This is a genomic window from Limnothrix sp. PR1529 (assembly GCF_002742025.1).
Taxonomy (GTDB): domain Bacteria; phylum Cyanobacteriota; class Cyanobacteriia; order CACIAM-69d; family CACIAM-69d; genus CACIAM-69d.
In genome coordinates this window covers 1-19,015 of record NZ_LIRO01000083.1, presented here as the reverse complement: position 1 = coordinate 19,015, position 19,015 = coordinate 1, and the positions used below count along the sequence as shown (strand labels likewise).

The following is a 19,015-nucleotide window of genomic DNA, read 5'->3' as shown; positions in this document are numbered from 1 at the left end:
GAGGCTTACCCGTCATGTCTAACGCCGCGTTCAATTACTGGGTTCGCCGCTGGCGCAGGCAGTCCCAAATCTCAGGCTCAGAATCTGGGCTGACTTTGCTGGAATGCATCGTGGCCCTGGTGATGATGTCTGTGGTGGCGGTGGCGATCACGCCTCCCCTATTTCTGGCAACAGCCTCGCGAGTCCAGAGCAACCGGGCAGAACAGGCCATTCAAGTGGCTCAGGGCGAAGTGGACAAAGTGCGCGTCACCATGGAGCGAGGAGATTTTAGTAATAATTTGTCTCTGCTGCCCCAGGAAAGTAGTAGCGGAGCCAGTGAGTTTGAAAAAACGCCAGCACCTTCGGGAGTTCCCGATTTAAAAAATCTGGAGTCTACTCGAAATAGTTGTGACAAAGGCGTGCCATTTGTGGGCGCTTTGGAGTTGCGGCCTGTGGATGTGGATGGCGATTGTTTGCCAGATTTTGCTGTTCAAACCTTTCGAAGTGCTGCCTCCGATAAAACCGCGATTGAAGGTGCGGCTGGCTTAGTTCCCGTGGCTTTTCGGCTTGGGGTGAGAGTTTGGGCTTATCAACCCATTCGGAGTGGAACTCAGCCCCTGGACATTAAAGCCGCTTCTCTGCAATTAACCAGTGGCACGGGTGAGCAGGGAATTAAGCCCTTGGCAGTGCTCTACACACAACTGGCCGTTTCGGACACCAAAGGTGCTTACGAAAAAATGTGTTATCTCCTCAACGGGGGGGCTGAAGACTGTAAGACGAAAACGAGTGGTGGAGAAACCCCATGATTACCCTTCAACGAGTCCTCAAGCGAGTTAAGCGTCGTTACCAAGCATTTCAGCTACCTCATGGCCTTGCATTTTTAGGTAAACGCAAAAGCGCAATCCAAAACCGTCAGCTTGATTCAACCCAAACATCTGGATTTACGCTGATCGAATTGTTGATTTCAGCGTTGATTGCAGGGCTGATCATTTCAGGCTTGTTAGGAATCGTGGTGGAGCTGGTTTCGACCAATCGTCGAGAATTGGCGCGATCGGAAACCATGCGTGATATGGGAATTGCTGCGGAGTTCATGAGTAATGAACTGCGAGAGGCGATTTATGTCTACACCGGTAAATGTCTATGGGAGGGGCAATCTTCTCCCGGACAAACTGATTATTGTCCAGGTCTATTCGGTGGTGATGGAGGCTTGGAACCGCCTAAAGATAGCCTTCCACTGATCGCCTTTTGGAAGCTCGATCCGCTACCGCCTGGCTGCACTGATCCCGCTTGCAAGACATATCAACTATCGGGTAGAACGTACACTTTGGTTGTTTACCTTCTAGACAAAAGTAATGAGAAAAAGCTATGGGATGGTCGTGCTCGAATTTCGCGACTTGTTCTCAAGCGGTTTAATGAAGAGCCAGACCCTAAACCTAACACCTTCAATGATCCCCTAGATGCAGGCTTAGGCTTGACTCTGCAGACTTGGCCAAAAACGGCTGAAGGTAACACGCCTCCGGATTCAACCAATCTGAAGTTTGATCCACCACAGGTGCTGGTGGATTTTGTGGATGATACTCAGGATCAAAACTTAAGCGCAGAGCGGGAATGTCCTGCCCAGTATGAAGTTACGCCTAGTCTTGAGTCATTAACGGGGGATTTTGAAGGGGTTCGCAGTGTCTATGCCTGTGTGCTGGACGAAACTGGAGCAGTTAGTTTGCAACAGCTCCAGAAAAACGAGGGTAACCAGAACCAAAAGGTGATTTTGGCAGTTCGCGGTAACCCAGAAGGGCGCTATGGTTTGGATCGGCGGAGTTGCTCTCAGGATGATCCGGCGGCTGGGGAAAAGAATTTGAGTACGGAGCTGGGTAAAGAGACTCAACAGACAACCTGTCGGCTGGCGGCCGTCAAAACTGAAGTTTTGAACCGAGGCACGGTGAACAAGGTTCCGTCGAAGCTGCTGCAATAGCCAGCGGGCTGCCTGTTGGGCATCTGCGAAGGTTACCTAGCTGAGAGGGTAAACGTTTTGAAACCCCGACGAATGAAGGGATTGAGGCGATCGCGCGGTTTCCTGACATGGCGTGATCCCAGAAAAATCTAGGGCATTTGCGATCGTATTGCCATTTTTTAAGTTATTTTAAGTAAAGAACGAGTTAACACTCGTCTGACTGTTTAAAGCGCCCAATTTTGCCTAATCTGCCCCGCTTGCTCGGGGGGCGATCGTGCGGTTAGGGTCAACGCGTCATCCCATCAAAAAGGACGTATTGACTCTGCGGCAACACAGACGACCGCTATTCAAATAAGATTCCCAGCCGTGCAATCTAGATCGTGCTGCGGGTTTTCGGGGCTAACTGCGAGATTGGGTTTTGGTTGTTCATCCGTTACGAAGCGTACTCATGACCCTTTCCTTCCAAAGCCTCGGCCTCTCGGAAACCCGTGCTGCTCATCTGGAAACCCTTGGCTTTACTGAACCCACCCCCATCCAAGCACGCGCGATTCCCGCCTTGCTCGAAGGAAAAGATGTGGTTGGCTTGGCTCAAACTGGAACTGGCAAGACGGCGGCCTTTGGGCTGCCCATGCTGGAGCAGATTGATGATGCCAATCGCACTGTTCAAACATTGATTCTGGCCCCAACTCGTGAGCTGGCGTTACAGGTTTCCCAGGCGATCGAGAAGTTTGTGGGCCCTGGTTCTCGTTTGCGAACCGTGACGGTCTACGGTGGCCAATCGATCGAGCGGCAAATTAGCCAACTGCAACGGGGCGCGCAAATTGCGATCGGCACGCCCGGTCGGGTAATGGACTTGATGGATCGCGGTGCTTTGCGCCTCGACCAGGTGCGTTACTTTGTGTTGGATGAAGCCGATGAAATGCTGAATATGGGCTTCATTCAGGACATTGAAAAGATCTGTAGCTCGCTGCCCGCTGAGCGCCAAACGGCTTTCTTCTCCGCAACGATGAGTCCGACGATTCGTCGTCTGGTGGCGAACTTCCTGAAGGATCCGGTGTTTGTGACGGTGGAGCAGCCCCAAGCGACTCCCACCCGAATTGAACAGGTGCTGTATACGGTTCCCCGGGGCTGCAACAAAATCCGGGCCTTGCTGCCGATCCTGGAGCTAGAAGATCCTGAGTCGGCGATGATCTTTGTGCGCACCAAGCAGGGAGCTGCGGAACTGACCGTGCAACTGCAAGCGGCTGGCTACAGCGCCGATGAATATCATGGCAACCTGAACCAAGCCCAACGCGAACGCCTGATCACGCGCTTCCGTCGGGGGCAGTTGAAGCTGATTGTGGCGACGGATATTGCTGCTCGGGGTTTGGATGTGGATCGGGTGACCCACGTGTTCAACTTCGATCTGCCCGATAACCTGGAAAATTACGTTCACCGGATTGGTCGGACGGGCCGCGCAGGTCGAACGGGGCGTGCGATTACCCTGTCTTACAGCCTGGAGCGTTACCGGATTCGGCAGATTGAGCGGCACACGCGCCAATCGATGCAGCCGGTGAATTTGCCGACCCGTGCCGAGATTGAAGCTCGCCGGATCGATCGCCTCAAGAACCGTGTTAAGGAAGCGCTGACCAGCGATCGGGTGGCCTCGTTCCTGCCGATCGTGTCGCAACTGGGTGAGGAGTACGATCCTCGGGCAGTGGCGGCGGCGGCGCTGCAAATGTTCTACGACATGGAACGGCCCGCTTGGCAAGTTGAAGGGGTCTTTGGTGACGATAACTTTGAAACTGAGCGTCCCGAACGGGGCGATCGCGGTGGCCGAGGCGATCGCGGTGGCCGTAACTACGGGGGTGGTTCCCGTCGTCGGGGTGCTGGTGGGGGTGGCGATCGCCGCCCGAACCCCAATCGTCCCCGCCCCGATGCGCCGGTGAAGATGAACGATCGCAACCGTTTTGCTCCCGTCGGCGAATAAAACTTCAGAGTTTGTCTCTTGGTTAATGACAGACTCGTAAGCTCCAGAAAAATTCAAAAATTCCAAAGGGTCTCAAGCAAATGATTAAACGCTTGAGACCCTTTTTGTAGTCTCTACTTTTCTGGACTGTGTTTTTTGGGCAAAGACCCAATTAAGCAAAGACCAAAAATGTGATGTTGAATCTATGGTTTCCCAGAGCTACAGAGTACTGAGACAGTGACAAAATCCCTAGGAATTGACCCAACGGCGACGCAAACCCAAAGCGGCGAATCCTGCTAAGCCAAACATGAGCGACGGTTCCGGCGTGCTGCGCTCTTCGGGCACTTCACGAATTCGACCATAGAGATAGGCTTCGCTAGTTCCGCCTTCTTGGGAAATAAAGTCGGACACCAACTCGCCATCGGGCGAAAGCTTGAAGCCGGATAGCTCAAGGGTGTATTCCTTGCCGTCGTAGGAGAAGGAGCGATCGCCCAAGGCGTTATTCCAACTGATTTTGTCCGCACAAGGAGTCACGCTGAAGTAAGAACAAGTGCCCGAGTTTGTGGTCTCGTCAATGTTCATTGTGAAGTTAAAGATCTCATCAGCAATTTCTGCAAAATCGAGCGTTACTGACAACCCAACGGAGTTAGCTGCATCATAAATTGGGTTGTTGAAATGCCGCAAAGCTCCTAACTGAAAAATGCTGCCGAGGGTGATGGGCGTTGCACCGACACCGGTAAATCCCAGTCCGCTGGGGCCGGCCTCGCTTGCTGGAATACCCCACCGAACTTGGTTTTCAGCGCCCACCGTCTGGAAGCCATAAAAGGGTGTTCCCGATGGAGTGCCCCAAGAGCCAGAGCTATTTAGCAGTGTTAAAGCAGCCGCTGGATTGGCCGAGGCAATCGCTGTTGCAATTGAAATAATGGCCGCAGATATGGTGAGTCGCATAGTGTTTTGATGGGTATTAAGGGTTAGTTGCTGACCCCATCAAACTAATTTGAATGAAGAAAAACGTCACGCACATTCACGAAATCTTTAAATACTGCTGTTTGTAAATTTGAATTTATTGAAAAAACACAAAACGCTGAATTTCCCAGTTAATGAGGAATTCAGCGCTTTGTGAACTGGTAGCCTAGGCTACTGATCGCAAAGATTGACTTGACAAAATCATTTCTCGCAACTACTCGAGGGCGATCTAAGCGCCTGCTGAAGCGATCGCAACAGTCGCTGATGATCGGCGGTGGTTCTGATCGCAACTCGAAAGAAGCGATCGCCCAACTCTGGGAAGCTTGAACAGTCTCGGATCAGGATCCGATCGCGCCGGAGCACTTGCTGCTGGAGCTGATTGCTGGGCAGGGCGGTTTTGACCAACAGATAATTAGCGGCGCTGGGATAGGGGATCAGGCCCGGTTGGGCTTGTAGACCCAGAAACAGTTCCGATCGGGCCGATTCCAGCCAAGTCCAGGTTTTTTCGGCAAAGGGGCGATCGGCAAGGGCGGCAAGGGCGGCGGCCACGGCTAAACCGTTGACAGACCAGGGGTCTCGCCATTGTTGCCAGCGTGTTAACCGATCGGGCTGGGCGATCGCGTAGCCTAGCCGTAGTCCCGGAATGGCGTAGAACTTGGTGAGCGATCGAATCACAATCAGGTTTGGATAGTCCTGAACCCAATTCACGACGGTGGGTTGCTCGATCGGTCGCAAAAAATCCATGAACGCCTCATCCACCACCACCAACCCAAAACGATCGCAAAGGGGCCGCAAGAGATCGTGGCTCCACAGTTGCCCGGTGGGGTTGTGAGGATTGTTCAGCACCAAACCATAGGCGGCGCAATCACGATTCAGCCAGTCGCCCCAATCCCAAACCCAAGGCTCCACGGGCGCGATCGGCACAATTTTGGCCCCAAACGCCCGCAAGGCTCGGCCGTAGTCCGCGAAGGCTGGCACGGGCAGCACGGTTGCGGCCAACTGACTCAAATCCCGAGCGGCCCAAGTCAAGAGTTCCGCCGCTCCATTGCCTGGCAAAATCCAATCTGGGTCGAGGTTGTGGTGCTGAGCGAGGGCCCAGCGCAATTCGCCGTAGTTTGGATCCGGGTAAGCGGCCAGGGAGGGCAAGGCGGCAGTGAGGGTGGCCAAAATGCTGGGTGGCAAGCCCTCAGGATGGATACTGGCGGAAAAGTCCAGAATTTCAGAGGGCGCACAATGGGCGATCGCGGCGGCCCAAGCCAGGTTGCCCCCATGGATTGGGTGGGAAACAGTGGTCATGGCAAAAATCCTAGCGCCAATAGCCCGATCGCCCCGCATAACCACCCCAAAAAGACCACCCGGGTCAACCCCAAAGCCGATCGCACGGTCTCCGGTTCGATCGGTCGCTGGGGGTCTCCCAACAGGGGCTTGTATTTCACTTGACCGCGATAGCGATTTTCGCCCCCCAGTTGTACCCCCAAGACCATTGCATAGGCGCACTCGCTCCAGCCGGAATTGGGACTAGGATCCAGTGCCCCATCCCGCCGACAGCGACCCCAAACCTGCAAGGGCTTTCTTGAAATCAGGGCGATCGATCCCACGGTTAATCGACAGGGCAACCAAGTGAGGTGATCTTCCAAGCGAGCGCTGAACCAACCCAAATCCCGATGGCGTGAGTCCTTGTAGCCCACCATCGAATCGAGCGTGCTGGCGGCTTTGTAACCCAATGCCACCGCTGCGATCGCCCCAGAGCCCCACCCGAGAATTACCGCTGCCCCAGCACCCACCAAGGCCCAAAACAGCGGCCCCAACACGCCATCCACGGCATTTTCCGCCACGGTTTCCAGCACGGCTCGCAAAATTTCTGGGCGATCAAGATGCTCCGTTTCCCGGCCCACGTAGCGACTGAGGCGCGATCGCGCTTCCGGCAAATCCTCACGGGCCAACGGTTCCAACACATCTTCTGCCGCATCCCGCAAGCTGCGACCCGCAAAGCAAGCTGCCACCATCACCGCCTCGACCCCTAAGCCCAAAATGGGGTTCAGCTTGCAGGCTAGCGACCCGATCGCCCCAGCCAGGGCCCCTGCGCCCCCGATCGTGGACAATGCCAACCCCACCCCTAACCAGCGCTGAACCCGATCGGGAGCGGCCAAAGACCAAGCCCAACGACGGTAGCGATCGATCCATGCCCCGATGACCTGCACCGGATGCACCCAACTCCAAGGGTCACCCACCAGCCAATCAATCACCGCCGCCAGTCCCAACACCAGGATCGATCGGGTTGGCTCTCCCATGCCAATCAATCCGTTCATTCCTAAATTTAGATAAAAAATTATCAGTAATCCAGCTTAAACCAACTCATTCGCCTATTTTTCTGATATTTGAATAGAATCAAGAAGACCTTTAATCAAATCGAATGATTTCAAGAATTGCAAAACAAAGAAATTGCCTTTCACTTTACTACTAATTACTATTCAACGGTATATTGAATTTCGCCTGTCTGAATAAATAATCTGGCTTTGTACTTATCCTTGAACAGGCGCTTATATTTTTGGATATCTGTTGAACTAAGAGGGCATCGATTACAAGCAATCATACAAATGATGTCCGAGTTTCTTGACGAGCTACAAACTCCCGAAATATATCCCATTGTGGATTCAATTTGCTTGACTGCATGTTTAACATCGTTTCCTTTAAATTCAACATAGATCAGCTTATTATTGGGCAAGGTCACTAGTTGATCGCAGCGAATACCTTCCCTAATAACACACCCATCAATATCAATAACCTTAATCAGAAGCTGTCTGGGGTTCTTTAAGGTTAGCTTTGCTTTGCTGTTTTTGGATTTAGGATCACTCAGAGAAATGGTTTTCCCTTCATATTCTCGAGTGCATTTTGGAAAATCCATGATCCCTACTCAATATCCAGTAGTTGATCAAACTGAATGGCCAGCTCCTCAGAAATGGAGTCAATAATTTGAGCATCAATTAACTGAGTTTCTGGATCGATAATGTTATGGGCATGACCATCGACGACATGATAGGCGGCAACATCATCGGGATCAAGAACCTGAGAGGCTGGCATAACTTCGAGAACTTGGTCATGATGACCACTTTTGCTTAAGATGCCCGCTTGAATCAAGTTGTTAAAAGCAGTTAACACATAAGGGCTATGTGTTGTTATGAAAAAATGTAACCTACCTGGTTGAAAGTTATAGACAGTGGCAATTAAACTAATAATATCTCGCTGAGTACGAGGAAACAGATGAGCTTCTGGTTCTTCAATATAAGTTGAAGTACCCATTTTCCCATTAGAAAAAAAGCACAAGCTTTCCAAAACTAGAATTAATGGTAGTATCTCCTGCTGACCAGATGAGGAGTTAGATAAACGTACCATACGTCCATCTTTTGACTTTAGGTAATCCTCGTCTTTTAATCTTACATATTTACCAGAGAGAATATTGTCATGTAATCGATGCATGTCATCAAACAAACTGGTTTGTCCAGGATCTACTGCTCCTGTAGACCAGACTCTTTTTTTGTTTTTGATGTCTGTGGAGTTGTCAAAAGCAGTGCGTTTTATACTTTCATAGTATTGACCAAACTGAATCAAGAAAGGATCAATTTGTGAATCTGTCGATAAAACACCGAAAATATTATCTTTGAGTACTGCGAAAAAGGAGCGCCCAGCTGGCACAAATACCTGGTCAAAAATTGAATCTTCACTAAAACTTCCTTGAACTTTAAGGATGGACTGAATTTGGATCTGGTTGAAAACCATAGCTTCAAACCACATCTCGTAGTAATTAGGGCTAACACTATTTCTGATTTTTCTAGTTAAAAATCTAGATTGGTCTAAGAGCTTTTTATAGAAATCAGAATAGGACAGAGCTATTTTGTAGGAATTAGGCTTTCCTGTGGTATCCCCTGAAATTTTGATATATTTGTCTTGCATAGAGTATTGAATCTCAAACAGAGCATTCCCCCATGCATCAGGGGGGAAGTACTCTTCAAACATATTTTTTAATTTTTTGTCAAGTGATTGCTTAGGCTCTAGTTTGATGCCAGATTTAACGATTTCCCCAACAAAGCTCCGAAAATAGAATAGGAGTTTGGCAACGATGCTTTTGCCACTAGCTTGTGGTCCAATAATGATATTTATTTTATTAATGGTTATTTCAATGCTTTTTAATCCTGCAAAGTTTTTAATGATTAATTTTTCCATGATTAATTCTTGATTTTTATTAACTCATGACTATGCAAACAATAACATTAGACTGATTATTTAGCTTCAATACGGGGCTAGGCGCGAAATCGTATGCCCTAGCCCCAATCGCCCGATGTTAGTCGCCCGTAATCGACAGTTCCGCCACCCAAATTCGGGGGCAAGTGCCGCCGGGGAGCACCTCGGCCTCGGGTTCCACGCAAACGATCGACTTCAGCAGGTCGTGGATGTCGCCCGCGATCGTGGCGGACTCGATGCTGACCCGATCGCCCCGTTTCACCAGCCAGCCATCAAAGGGCAGCGAGAACGATCCCTCCAGGGCGTTCACCCCCGCGTGCAGGGCGGTCACATCGTCCACCAAGATCACCTGCTCGGCATCGGCCAAGCGCAGGTCGCCCGGTTGATTCGAGAACACGTGCCAGTAGCCAGGGCTGACCGTCACCTTGGCCCCCATGTTGGCGTGGCCCGTGGGCTGTGCGCCCAGGCGCTTGGCGGTTCCGGCACTGTGCAGGAAGTTGGTCAGTTGCCCATCGGTGATCAGCGGGATGCGGCGGGTGGGTGTGCCTTCGCCATCGAACCAGCTTGCGCCAATGTTGCCGGGGTGGTGTTCGTCGTCCGCCAGCGACAGGATCGATGCGGCCAGGGTTTGCCCCAGCGAATCCGGGGTCGAGAGGCTTTGCTTATCCAAAATGCTCTGGGCGTTGAACAGATTGGAAAAGGCTCCCAGCAAGCTGAGGAAAGCTTCGGGCGAAAAGACGATCGGATATTTGCCCGACTGAATTTTGTCGTAGTTCAGGTGGCTGAGGGTTTTTTCGGTGGTTTCTTGCAGGCAGCCTTCCAGGTCGAGGTGATCGAAGCTGCGGGCCATGCGGAATGCGCCGCCGCTGCGGGGTTTGCGCCCTTCCTGCTCGGTTTTGGCGTAGAGATACATGGAGGAGATCGAACGGGCCTCGTGCCGCAGGGCCCCTTCGCTGTTCAGATAAAACCGCTCCGTGTCGCTTTGGGAGAGGCCGTTGTAGGGCACGGAGGTGATCGCCGGGTGGGCATCCAGCAGCCGTTTTTCGGCATCGGCCAGGGCCGTGATCAGGGTGTTGATCGGGGCGGGCGGGGCCATGTCGCTGGTGTTGCCATCAATCGGCTGGGTGGCTTCGGGGCTGAAGTCCGGCACGTTGTCCGTGGCTCCGAAGGCGCTGGCCTCGCTGGCGGTGCGCAGGGCCAGTTCCAGCCCGGCTCGATCGATGTCGGTGGTGGAGGTGATGCCCACGCGCCCGTCTTGGTTCCAAACCCGCACGGTCACGCCCGATCGCTGGGAGGCTTTCACCTGTTCCGGCTCGCCGTCGCGCACTTTGACGCTGGTTTCATCGACGGATGATCCGTACAAATCAAATTGTTTGATGCCCAAATTGGTTGCCAAATCGCGGGCATCCGTTGCCAATTGTTCAATTGAAATTGCCACGACTTAGCGACCTCCCACGGTAATTGCATCCACTTTGATGTGGGGTTGACCCACGGTGACATAGACACTGCCACTGACCGATCCACAGAACCCTGGCGAGAGGGCCAAATCATTGGAGGACATGGAAATTTTCTGCATGATTTCCACGGCTTCCCCGATTAAGGTTGCGCCTTTCAGCGGTTTGGTGAGCTGGCCATTTTCAATTAGGTAAGCTTCATCCACACCGAAGTTAAATTGACCGGTGGGGCCGACACTGCCGCCGCCCATCCGCTTGCAATAAATGCCGCGATCGATTGAACCAAACAACTGATCGATCGAGAATTCGCCCGGTGCAATATAGGTATTCCGCATCCGTGAGGCGGCGGCGAAGGTGTAGCCCTGACGGCGGCCGCTGCCGGTGCGGGGATGGCCGGTCTTCACAAAGCCCGCGCGATCGGAAATGAAGTTTTTCAGAATGCCATTTTCAATCAGCAACGTGCGCTGCACCGGCATTCCTTCATCGTCCATATCCAAGGTTCCAAAGGCGTTGTCACTCAAGCCTTCATCCCAAGCGGTTAAATTTTCATGGGCGATTTTTTCGCCTTTCTTGTCCCAAAACGGTGTGGTTTTGCGTTCCACTTGGGTGGTTTCCAGCAGGTGGCCGCAGGCTTCGTGGAAAATTACGCCGCCAAAGGCATTGGCCATGACCACGGGATAGTTGCCCGACTCCACATAGTCGGCGTAGAGCATTTTGCCCGCCGATTCGGCAATGCCACTGGTGAAGGTTTCGTAGTCCCAATCCCGCAAAAATTGGGGATTGCTGGCATCGCCGGCCCGCTGACCAATGGACGATCGATTGGCCCCATCGGCACAGAGCAAGCTCGACCCCACCGATTGGGTCAGGCGAATGTCGTGGGCAAATACGCCATCACTGGCAGCCACCAACACTTCTTGCCAGTCGCGAAAATAGCTCGATCGCCGTGATTGCACATGGCTGCCTTGCTTGGCCAGCGCGTCATTGGCCGCCAACAGTATCTCGCCCATTTCCTTCATGGAGCTGCATTGGCCCAACCAAGCATCCTTGCCCTTGGTGGCCACGTAGTCCCGTAGGGGTTCCAGGTTTACTTCGGGGATGTAGGCATTGGGGCCCGGCAGGCTCAACCCCAGGATGGCCAGGGCTTTTTCCAAGGCCGATCGCAACCCGGCAAAGGTCAGATCATTGGTGCTGACGTAGCAGTCGGCATGGCCGCGAAACACGCGCACCCCCGCGCCGGTGGCCAGTCGGGGGGCAATGCTGGTGATGGCATCGTCTTCGGCCAGGCAGTTGATGTAGTTGCTGCGCTCCAGGAAAAATTCCACAAAATCGGCTCCGGCGGCGCGCCCCCAACCCAGCAAGGTCGAAAGGGGCGATCGCCAGCTTTCATCGAAGCGATCGACCGTGGGCAGGTAACGCAACTCGGGCACATCCCGAGACAGCAGCAAAGTTGGAGCCATGTAATGATTCCTCAAACGGTGCGAAGGGCAGCAAACAGAATTAGGGGGTGATCAAGGGGGGTGGCCCCAGGAAACCGATGAAAATTTTCTGCTGTGGGCTTGGGTTTTAAGAAACGTTAAGCCCCGGTTCTCAGTCTAGCAAAGCGATGTCGTAGCAGTGTTTGGGCTGGGGGTGGTTGCACTCAGGCCATTCCCAGTGACTTTCAAAGGATTCAGCGGCAAAATTCAACAAAACGATTCAACTGGGGTTTTGAGTGATGGCACATCCCGATCGAATGGTTCCCGGCCCTGGCCAAGAATCCGTGTGGGACTATCCCCGGCCGCCGCGCTTGGAAGACTCGGGTAAGCAAATTCGGGTGGAGTTCAATGGTGTGGTGATTGCCGAAACCGATCGCGCAAAACGGGTTGTGGAAACCAGCCACCCACCGTCTTATTACATTCCCCCAGAGGATTTGCGGCAGGAATATTTTGAGCTAATTGCCCGATCGACCTTTTGCGAGTGGAAAGGGGTCGCCCGGTATTACAGCATTCAAGTGGGCGATCGCCGGGCTGAGGCCGCCGCTTGGTTCTATCCCGCGCCGATTCCCGCCTTTGCCGAGATCCAAAACTACGTGGCGATTTACCCGAGCTATGTGGATGCCTGCTATGTGGATGGCGAGCTGGTACAGGCCCAGCCCGGTGATTTTTATGGCGGCTGGATCACCTCTGAGATTGTTGGCCCCTTCAAAGGATCGCCCGGCACTTGGGGATGGTAAGGATGCCAGGGCAGGCGGGCAGATCATCCCGATCATCCCGTTCATGGGGCGTGAAATTTGTAACGGTTTTTGAAGTGCTTTTTAATACATGCATTACTCGCCAAAAAATGAGTGACGAATGCTGAATCGCACAGCTCAAAGCCCAAAAAGATTGACCGGTAATAATTTTTGCGCCTGAGACTGTGCGATCGCCCCCAGAATCTGTACGGAGAAAAACAGCAGGCTTTGCCGGGACTTCTCAAAAAAATTGAGTAATCTCCGTAAATTCTCGGAAAAAAGTTGCTATACTCAAACCCAAGGCAAAACACTAACTCAAACTTCTCGCAAGTTCCTTGGGAAGTTGCTGAATGAGGGTTTAGGGTCAATTGTCTCAACGCCGTTGCCATTCCCCAAAAGGGGTGGGCGTTTTGAGTTGAAGTGTGGGGTCATCGTCAGCAACGCCCTTGCGGAATTGCGGTTTAGCCGGCCAGTTCTTGAATTCAAAATCTTGGGTTCATAAGATCTTGGGTTCATAAGGTTCTGCGTCCTCAACCAGCCTCCGCAAATGAGCCGTTGAGCACGATGGTCGCCAAGGCTCTCCCACTCATCAGGTTCGCTCAGGCGACTTTTGCATCTACACAGTCTCCGCCAAAGTTCGGGTTCATTCCCTTCTTCTGCATCTGCCAAGCTGTATCTGCCTGGAGTTGGCCTGCCCGATCGAACCGTGAATGCAGGCCCGACTCCTCCATTAATTGCGATCGATCACTCAGGCGATCGCAAGCTCTGATTCTGCCTCTCAATCGGGGTGCATCGTGCATCTACCGCATCTCACTTTGTCTGCCATCTGAGGAACTGGCCCCGCGATCGACCTCGATCGACCCTCAATTGTTGACCGTCAGGGTGCATAACAGGGCGATCGGGTGCTCCATTTAAGGGGCCTCAGTTCCTACTAGATCATGGCTCAGTCAGCGTTCTGATTGCATTCAAAGCCATTAAGACCCAGGAAATCGGAGTGAAATTTTAGGCACATTCACCCGCTTTTTCGGGATCCATGGCTTGACCCAGGGAAGCAAATCGCCATCGAGTTTGACTCGGTGGCGTTTTTTTTCGAGTTGCGATCGGTGAAAGGACAGAACTCGCGCTACAGTGACGGGAATTCACAGACTTAGGGAATGTCTGAAAAGTCGATCTCGGGCTGGTGACTGTTCAATCGATCCACTCCAACCAGAGATTTCAAGCCCTTGCCTCGCCATGGCGATATCTCAACTCCGACTTTTCAGACAATTCCTAAAATTAGAAAATCTTAAGATTAGATCACTTGATTTGGTGACCAATGCTAACAGTCCTCAATGCCTGGCTGACTACTCTCAAGAAACATTTTCAATCTTTCCTCGTCTTGCAAAAATGGGTTAATCAAGCCCACTTCATGGGTGGTGCTAAACTCAATTTTTTGATTTATGGATTTGCTTGTCTTCCTGTGGGTTTATTGCTGTATTGGCTGGCTAAATATGTAGTCAATGTTCCCTTTTTTGATAGCTGGATGATGGGAGTTTATTTTTATGGATGGAAGCACAATACTTTAACCCTTGAAAGCTTGTTTGAACAGCATAACGAAAGTCGAAAATTTTTCCCGCGCTTAATACTCCTAGGCTTAGCCGAACTAACTCATTGGAACACGGCGTATGAGGTAGGATTAACGGTTTTTCTCCTATTACTGATCCTTTGGGGGCTTAATCGTCTGCTCGGATTTTCAATTCCTCATCAACCAAGGTTAGTGGCTGTTGCCACCGCAGTAATGGCAGTTCTTCTTTGTAGTCCATTGCAGTATGAAAATCTGCTGTGGGGTCTGCAATACATCATGTTTGTGACACCTGCTTGCTTGGTGGGCATGTTGCTGTTGATGCGGGACGATCGACCCCAATGGCAAATTTTCCTGACCATAGTGAGTTTGGCTTGGTTTGCCACCTTCACATTTGCTAATGGCATGACCTTTTGGTTAATTTCCCTAATCCCGATCGGTTTTAGAATTTGGCAACAACCTAATCGCAAGGCATGGGCTTTTCTGTTGGGTTGGCTGGCCTGCTTTGCTGGGACGTTGATTTTTTATTTTCATGGCTATGTGAAACCACCCGATTCACCAAGTTTGTTGTCGGGCTTAGAAGATCCATTCAAGCTCGTGCAATATTTTTTGGGCTTTCTGGGTGCGCCCTTGAGCTTTTCTGATCAGCAATTGGCTCAGGTCTTGGGAGCCTTTGCGTTGATCGCTTTTGTGGGGGGTGTGGCTGTTTACGCCTGGAGTGCTTGGCAACAATTTCAGAAATCAGGCGATCGCCCAAATTTCCACAGTACTTTGATCGCTATGATCCCTTGGCTGTCTTTGGGCAGCTATAGCCTTCTGAGTGGAACCATTACGTCATTGGGACGAGTGGGCTTTGGGATTGAGCAGGCATTTTCTCCGCGCTATATTACGGTTTCTAATTATTTGTGGGTTGCTATTACTGGACTGATTGTCACTAGCTTGGGTCGAAGCAATTTATATGCTCTGAGACCTGGGCAAGGGATTGCTGCTGAAGCCGATTCAACAATCGCTTCCAGAACGAGTTCTAGAGCGAGTTTCAACAGCCTAAGAATCAACCAACTTTGGCGCTGGTTCTCTTGGGGAGCTGCTTTTCTATTGGGAGTGTGGCTAATTTTGGAATCTAACAGCTACCGTGCGGGTTTGGGAGGAATGCAAATCTTGAATCGACAGTTACGGTTGGGTAAAGCCTGTATCACTTTATTTCCCGTTGTTTATGATTCATTTGGTTTGCAGCAGATTCACCCGAATCTGCAATTGTTGAGGCAATATTTGCGACCGCTGAATGATTTGGGGGTGATTAATCCTCCCCTGATCGAAACACCCAATTTGGCAGCGTTTGGCTCTCGAGATTTGGCGGGCGTGGCTGAAGGACAGTGGGATAGCTGGACTTGGGAATCGAAGGTGGTGTTAAAGGATCGACAACGCCCCTTGAGTCATCCTGAATCGCCCCATTGGGTGGCGAAGGGGTGGGCGATTTTGCGGCGATCGGGACGATCGGCTGATGTGGTGATTCTGGCGGCGCGGGATCCCAAAACCCAGGTCGATCGCCCGATCGCCCTCGCTTGGGTAACGGAATCGCGGCCGGATGTGGCCCGCAAGCTTGGGGCTGATTTTCGAGTTTCGGGTTGGCAAGCGGCTTTCACGCCGGAGGAATTGCCAGCGGAGCCAACGGAGTTGAGTGCTTGGGCCTTTGATACCAATCAGGCGCGGGCCTATCGCTTGCCCAATCAGTTTTGGTGGCCGGGTCGGGGAGCCGTCGAGACCCCAGGATCCAAAACCCAAAAGGCTCAAGCTGTTCCCTAGGACTGAGAGGCTACCAAAACCACCCCGGTCATAATCAGTCCAACGCCGACGAGCCGGGCGATCGGGAGGGATTCCCCAAAGGCCACCACCCCAATCAGCACCGTGAACACGTAGATCAGGGAAACGGAAGGGGCGGCAATGCTGAGCTTAACCCGGGTCAACAGCAGGATATAGGCGATCGCCCCGAGGCCGTAGGCCGTCAGCCCCGCCACCAGTTCCCAGGTGGTGACCATGGACAGCAAGTGACTGAGCCAGTTGTCGCCGGTCACTTTGCCCAAGCGCAGGGCCCCTGCTTTTAGCAAAAATTGCCCCACCACGCTGGCCACAATTGACCCCAACAGCAAACCCAATTCCTGAATCGTCACCGATCGCGCTCCTGGCCCCGCAGGGCTGAGATCTTAAACTTGACCCACAAATTCAAATGCTAGGATACGGTGCAATTCCATCGATCGCGATCGGTTAGGAGCCTGCTTTCGCCTGTGTCTTCCAACGTTTCACACAAGCCTTCTCCCCGTCGTCCCCGATCGGGAGTTCGCCCCTTGCCCCGATCAACACCCGCCCCATCTCCCCCGATCGAGCCTCCCAGCCCGGGCCTGTGGCGTTTGGTCGTTGGAGCGGGGCAAATTACCGGCGGCACCCTGTTGACCGTCACCATGCTGGGCAGCGCCGCCGTGGCCGGAGCCTTGGTGGGCTTGGCCGTTAGCTTCCGCAACCTACCGGACGTGCGGATTCTGCAAACCTACACTCCCAGCGAAACCAGCTATATCTACGACATCAAAGGGCGTGTGCTGGCCAGCTTGCACGACGAAGCCAACCGGGTCGTAGTCCCCCTAAATCAAATCTCGCCCCACCTCAAGCGAGCCGTCATCGCGATCGAAGACAGCAGCTTCTATCAGCACCCTGGCATCAACCCCGGCAGCATTATGCGGGCCCTGGTCGCCAACCTGGAGCGAGGGCGCACCTCTGAAGGTGGCTCCACCCTGACCATGCAGTTGGTCAAAAACCTGTTTCTGTCACCCCAGCGCCGAATTAGCCGGAAGGTGGCCGAGGCGGTTTTGTCACTGCGCTTGGAACAAATCCTGAAAAAGGACGAAATTCTAGAGCTATATCTCAATCAAGTTTATTGGGGCCACAATAACTACGGCATTGAAACCGCCTCCCGCAGCTACTTTGGCAAGGCGGCCGCCGATTTGAACCTGGCCGAGAGCGCCATGCTGGCGGGCCTGATCCAAGCTCCCGAGGATTACAGTCCGTTTCTGAACTTCGAGCGAGCGAAGCAACGCCAGGCGATCGTACTGGGGCGAATGCTGGACTTGGGTTGGATCACGCCCGCCGAGGAGTTGGCTGCCCGCAATCAACCGCTGAATTTAGGTAAAAGCACTTCCTTCCAGTCCAGTAAGCTGCCCTACGTGACCGAGGCGGTGACCCAGGAGCTGAAGAAACGCTTCCGGCGCGAAGATCTGTTCAAGGGGGGGATGCGGATCCAAACCACCGTGGACTTTGATTTTCAGACCATGGCTGAGGCCACCGTCAGCGCTGCCCACGCCCGGATGCGATCGCGCGGGTTGCGAGCGGATCAAGTGGCCCTGGTGGCGGTGGATCCGCGCACCCACTTCGTGAAGGCCATGGTGGGCGGCGTGGACTATCGCAAGAGCCAGTTCAACCGGGCCATTCAGGCCATGCGCCAGCCGGGATCTGCCTTCAAACCTTTTGTGTATTACGCGGCCTTTGCCACCGGCCGTTACACGCCCAACTCCGCCGTGAATGACACACCCGTCAGCTACAACGATGGGGGCGTGATGTATCGGCCCAAAAACTATGGGGGCGGCTTTTCCGGCTCGGTTTCGATTCGGCGGGCCTTGGAAATTTCGTTGAATATTCCCGTGGTGCGCCTGGGCCAGGAGGTGGGGCTGAACAAGGTGATTGAAACCTGTCGGCTGTTGGGTTTCCAAAGCCCGCTGGAGCCGGTGCTGTCCTTGCCGTTGGGGTCGGAGGACGTGACCCCGTTGGAAATGGCGGGAGCCTATGCCACGTTTGCCAATAATGGCTGGCATTCGGACACCACGTTTATTGTGCAGGTGACCGACAGCAGCGGGAAAGTGCTCTTAGACAACACGCCCCGGCCGCAATTGGTGCTGGATCCTTGGGCGACGGCAACCCTCACGGATACGCTGCGGGGGGTGATTACCAACGGCACGGCCAAGACGGCCAATATTGGCCGGCCAGCGGCGGGCAAAACGGGCACAACGGACTCAGAGCGGGATATTTGGTTTGTGGGCTATGTGCCGCAACTGTCGGTGGCGGTTTGGGCGGGGAATGACAATTACCGCCCGATCGGCTATGGGGCCACGGGGGGCAGCTATGTGGCTCCCATCTGGCGGGAGTTTATGCTGAAGGCGCTGCAAGGCGTGCCGGCGGAGGATTTTCGGAAGCCTTGGGAGTTCCAAAAGCCCTAGGATCTCTCGGATTCAGGATCTCTAGGATTAGGATCTTGAGGGCTAATTAACGATCTTCGATCGGGTCTTCAAAAACCTGATTCCGTCTTGGCGAGAGGATGGGCCCAAGGGTCTTCATCGGCCTCGTTGAGATTTGAGTTTGATTCTGGTTTGAAGTTTGATTCTGGTTTGAGTTTGATTGAATTCAGATGCCGCTTGACGCTGCATTGAGACAACCTTGTGGTGGGTATTCGATTTTTTTCGATTTTTGAGGAGTAAAGCGATGGTACGGCGTTTTCTGGGACGATCGGGCATGGGAGCGATCGGGGCGGTGGCCCTTCTGTATGGCGGTGTTTTGGGTTTAAGTCAGTCCGTGACGGCGGAAACGGCCCCGCCTCGGCCACCGGCCGCTGGCCAATGCCAGTGCGCTTGTCCCTGTGCCGCTGGCCAACAGCCCGCCAGCCCGCCAGCCC

At 53.1% G+C, this 19,015-nt stretch carries 15 protein-coding genes; 7 read left to right on the top strand and 8 right to left on the bottom strand.

Annotated features, from left to right (window positions below; genetic code table 11):
• The first annotated feature begins 14 nt into the window (after window positions 1–14).
• The 3 genes from AMR42_RS12600 to AMR42_RS12590 all read left to right on the top strand — a co-directional run bounded on the left by AMR42_RS12600 (window position 15) and on the right by AMR42_RS12590 (window position 3,896).
• A complete protein-coding gene (locus tag AMR42_RS12600) occupies window positions 15–785 on the top strand; it encodes a prepilin-type N-terminal cleavage/methylation domain-containing protein (protein WP_099533939.1) in 771 nt (256 codons plus the stop codon).
• Entirely contained in the window at window positions 782–1,948 is a 1,167-nt protein-coding gene (locus tag AMR42_RS12595) for a PilW family protein (RefSeq protein ID WP_143473063.1), read from the top strand. The genes AMR42_RS12600 and AMR42_RS12595 overlap by 4 nt, the downstream gene beginning before the upstream one ends.
• A 427-nt stretch (window positions 1,949–2,375) precedes the next feature.
• Window positions 2,376–3,896, top strand: coding sequence for a DEAD/DEAH box helicase (locus AMR42_RS12590; protein ID WP_099533935.1), 1,521 nt, complete (start codon window positions 2,376–2,378; stop codon window positions 3,894–3,896).
• A gap of 228 nt (window positions 3,897–4,124) precedes the next feature.
• Here the strand turns inward: AMR42_RS12590 and AMR42_RS12585 are convergent, their stop codons facing one another.
• The 7 genes from AMR42_RS12585 to AMR42_RS12555 form a co-directional block, all read right to left on the bottom strand.
• On the bottom strand, window positions 4,125–4,823 hold the full coding sequence (locus tag AMR42_RS12585) for a THxN family PEP-CTERM protein (protein WP_099533934.1): 699 nt from the start codon (window positions 4,821–4,823) through the stop codon (window positions 4,125–4,127).
• A gap of 219 nt (window positions 4,824–5,042) precedes the next feature.
• Window positions 5,043–6,137, bottom strand: coding sequence for a threonine-phosphate decarboxylase CobD (gene cobD / locus AMR42_RS12580; protein ID WP_099533932.1), 1,095 nt, complete (start codon window positions 6,135–6,137; stop codon window positions 5,043–5,045).
• Complete coding sequence (cbiB, locus tag AMR42_RS12575) at window positions 6,134–7,150, bottom strand: adenosylcobinamide-phosphate synthase CbiB (protein WP_234406983.1); 1,017 nt, start codon at window positions 7,148–7,150, stop codon at window positions 6,134–6,136. The genes cobD and cbiB overlap by 4 nt, the downstream gene beginning before the upstream one ends.
• Before the next feature lie 158 nt (window positions 7,151–7,308).
• Complete coding sequence (locus tag AMR42_RS12570) at window positions 7,309–7,746, bottom strand: hypothetical protein (protein ID WP_099533930.1); 438 nt, start codon at window positions 7,744–7,746, stop codon at window positions 7,309–7,311.
• A gap of 5 nt (window positions 7,747–7,751) precedes the next feature.
• Window positions 7,752–9,062 (bottom strand): AAA family ATPase, encoded by a 1,311-nt coding sequence (locus AMR42_RS12565; RefSeq protein WP_099533928.1) that lies wholly within the window; start codon window positions 9,060–9,062, stop codon window positions 7,752–7,754.
• 118 nt (window positions 9,063–9,180) lie between these two features.
• Window positions 9,181–10,518 (bottom strand): TldD/PmbA family protein, encoded by a 1,338-nt coding sequence (locus AMR42_RS12560; RefSeq protein WP_199858176.1) that lies wholly within the window; start codon window positions 10,516–10,518, stop codon window positions 9,181–9,183.
• A gap of 3 nt (window positions 10,519–10,521) precedes the next feature.
• A complete protein-coding gene (locus AMR42_RS12555; protein ID WP_099533926.1) occupies window positions 10,522–11,991 on the bottom strand; it encodes a TldD/PmbA family protein in 1,470 nt (489 codons plus the stop codon).
• A 257-nt stretch (window positions 11,992–12,248) separates the two neighbouring features.
• On the opposite strand from AMR42_RS12555, the gene AMR42_RS12550 reads away from it, so the two are divergent.
• Window positions 12,249–12,746 (top strand): DUF427 domain-containing protein, encoded by a 498-nt coding sequence (locus AMR42_RS12550; RefSeq protein ID WP_099533925.1) that lies wholly within the window; start codon window positions 12,249–12,251, stop codon window positions 12,744–12,746.
• Window positions 12,747–14,520: 1,774 nt separating this feature from the next.
• The gene (locus AMR42_RS12545; RefSeq protein ID WP_143473061.1) at window positions 14,521–16,107 is read left to right on the top strand and encodes a hypothetical protein; all 1,587 of its coding nucleotides are present in this window, start codon (window positions 14,521–14,523) and stop codon (window positions 16,105–16,107) included.
• Here AMR42_RS12545 and AMR42_RS12540 read toward each other — a convergent pair.
• Entirely contained in the window at window positions 16,104–16,472 is a 369-nt protein-coding gene (locus AMR42_RS12540; protein ID WP_099533921.1) for an EamA family transporter, read from the bottom strand. The two genes, AMR42_RS12545 and AMR42_RS12540, sit on opposite strands and share 4 nt — an antisense overlap.
• 228 nt (window positions 16,473–16,700) lie before the next feature.
• Between AMR42_RS12540 and AMR42_RS12535 the strand changes: the two genes are divergently transcribed.
• Together AMR42_RS12535 and AMR42_RS19905 are read left to right on the top strand one after the other, a co-directional pair.
• Window positions 16,701–18,563, top strand: coding sequence for a transglycosylase domain-containing protein (locus AMR42_RS12535; protein WP_368670738.1), 1,863 nt, complete (start codon window positions 16,701–16,703; stop codon window positions 18,561–18,563).
• A 262-nt stretch (window positions 18,564–18,825) separates the two neighbouring features.
• Window positions 18,826–19,015, top strand: a 190-nt coding sequence (locus AMR42_RS19905) for a hypothetical protein (protein ID WP_143473060.1), incomplete at its 3' end; no start/stop codon positions are given.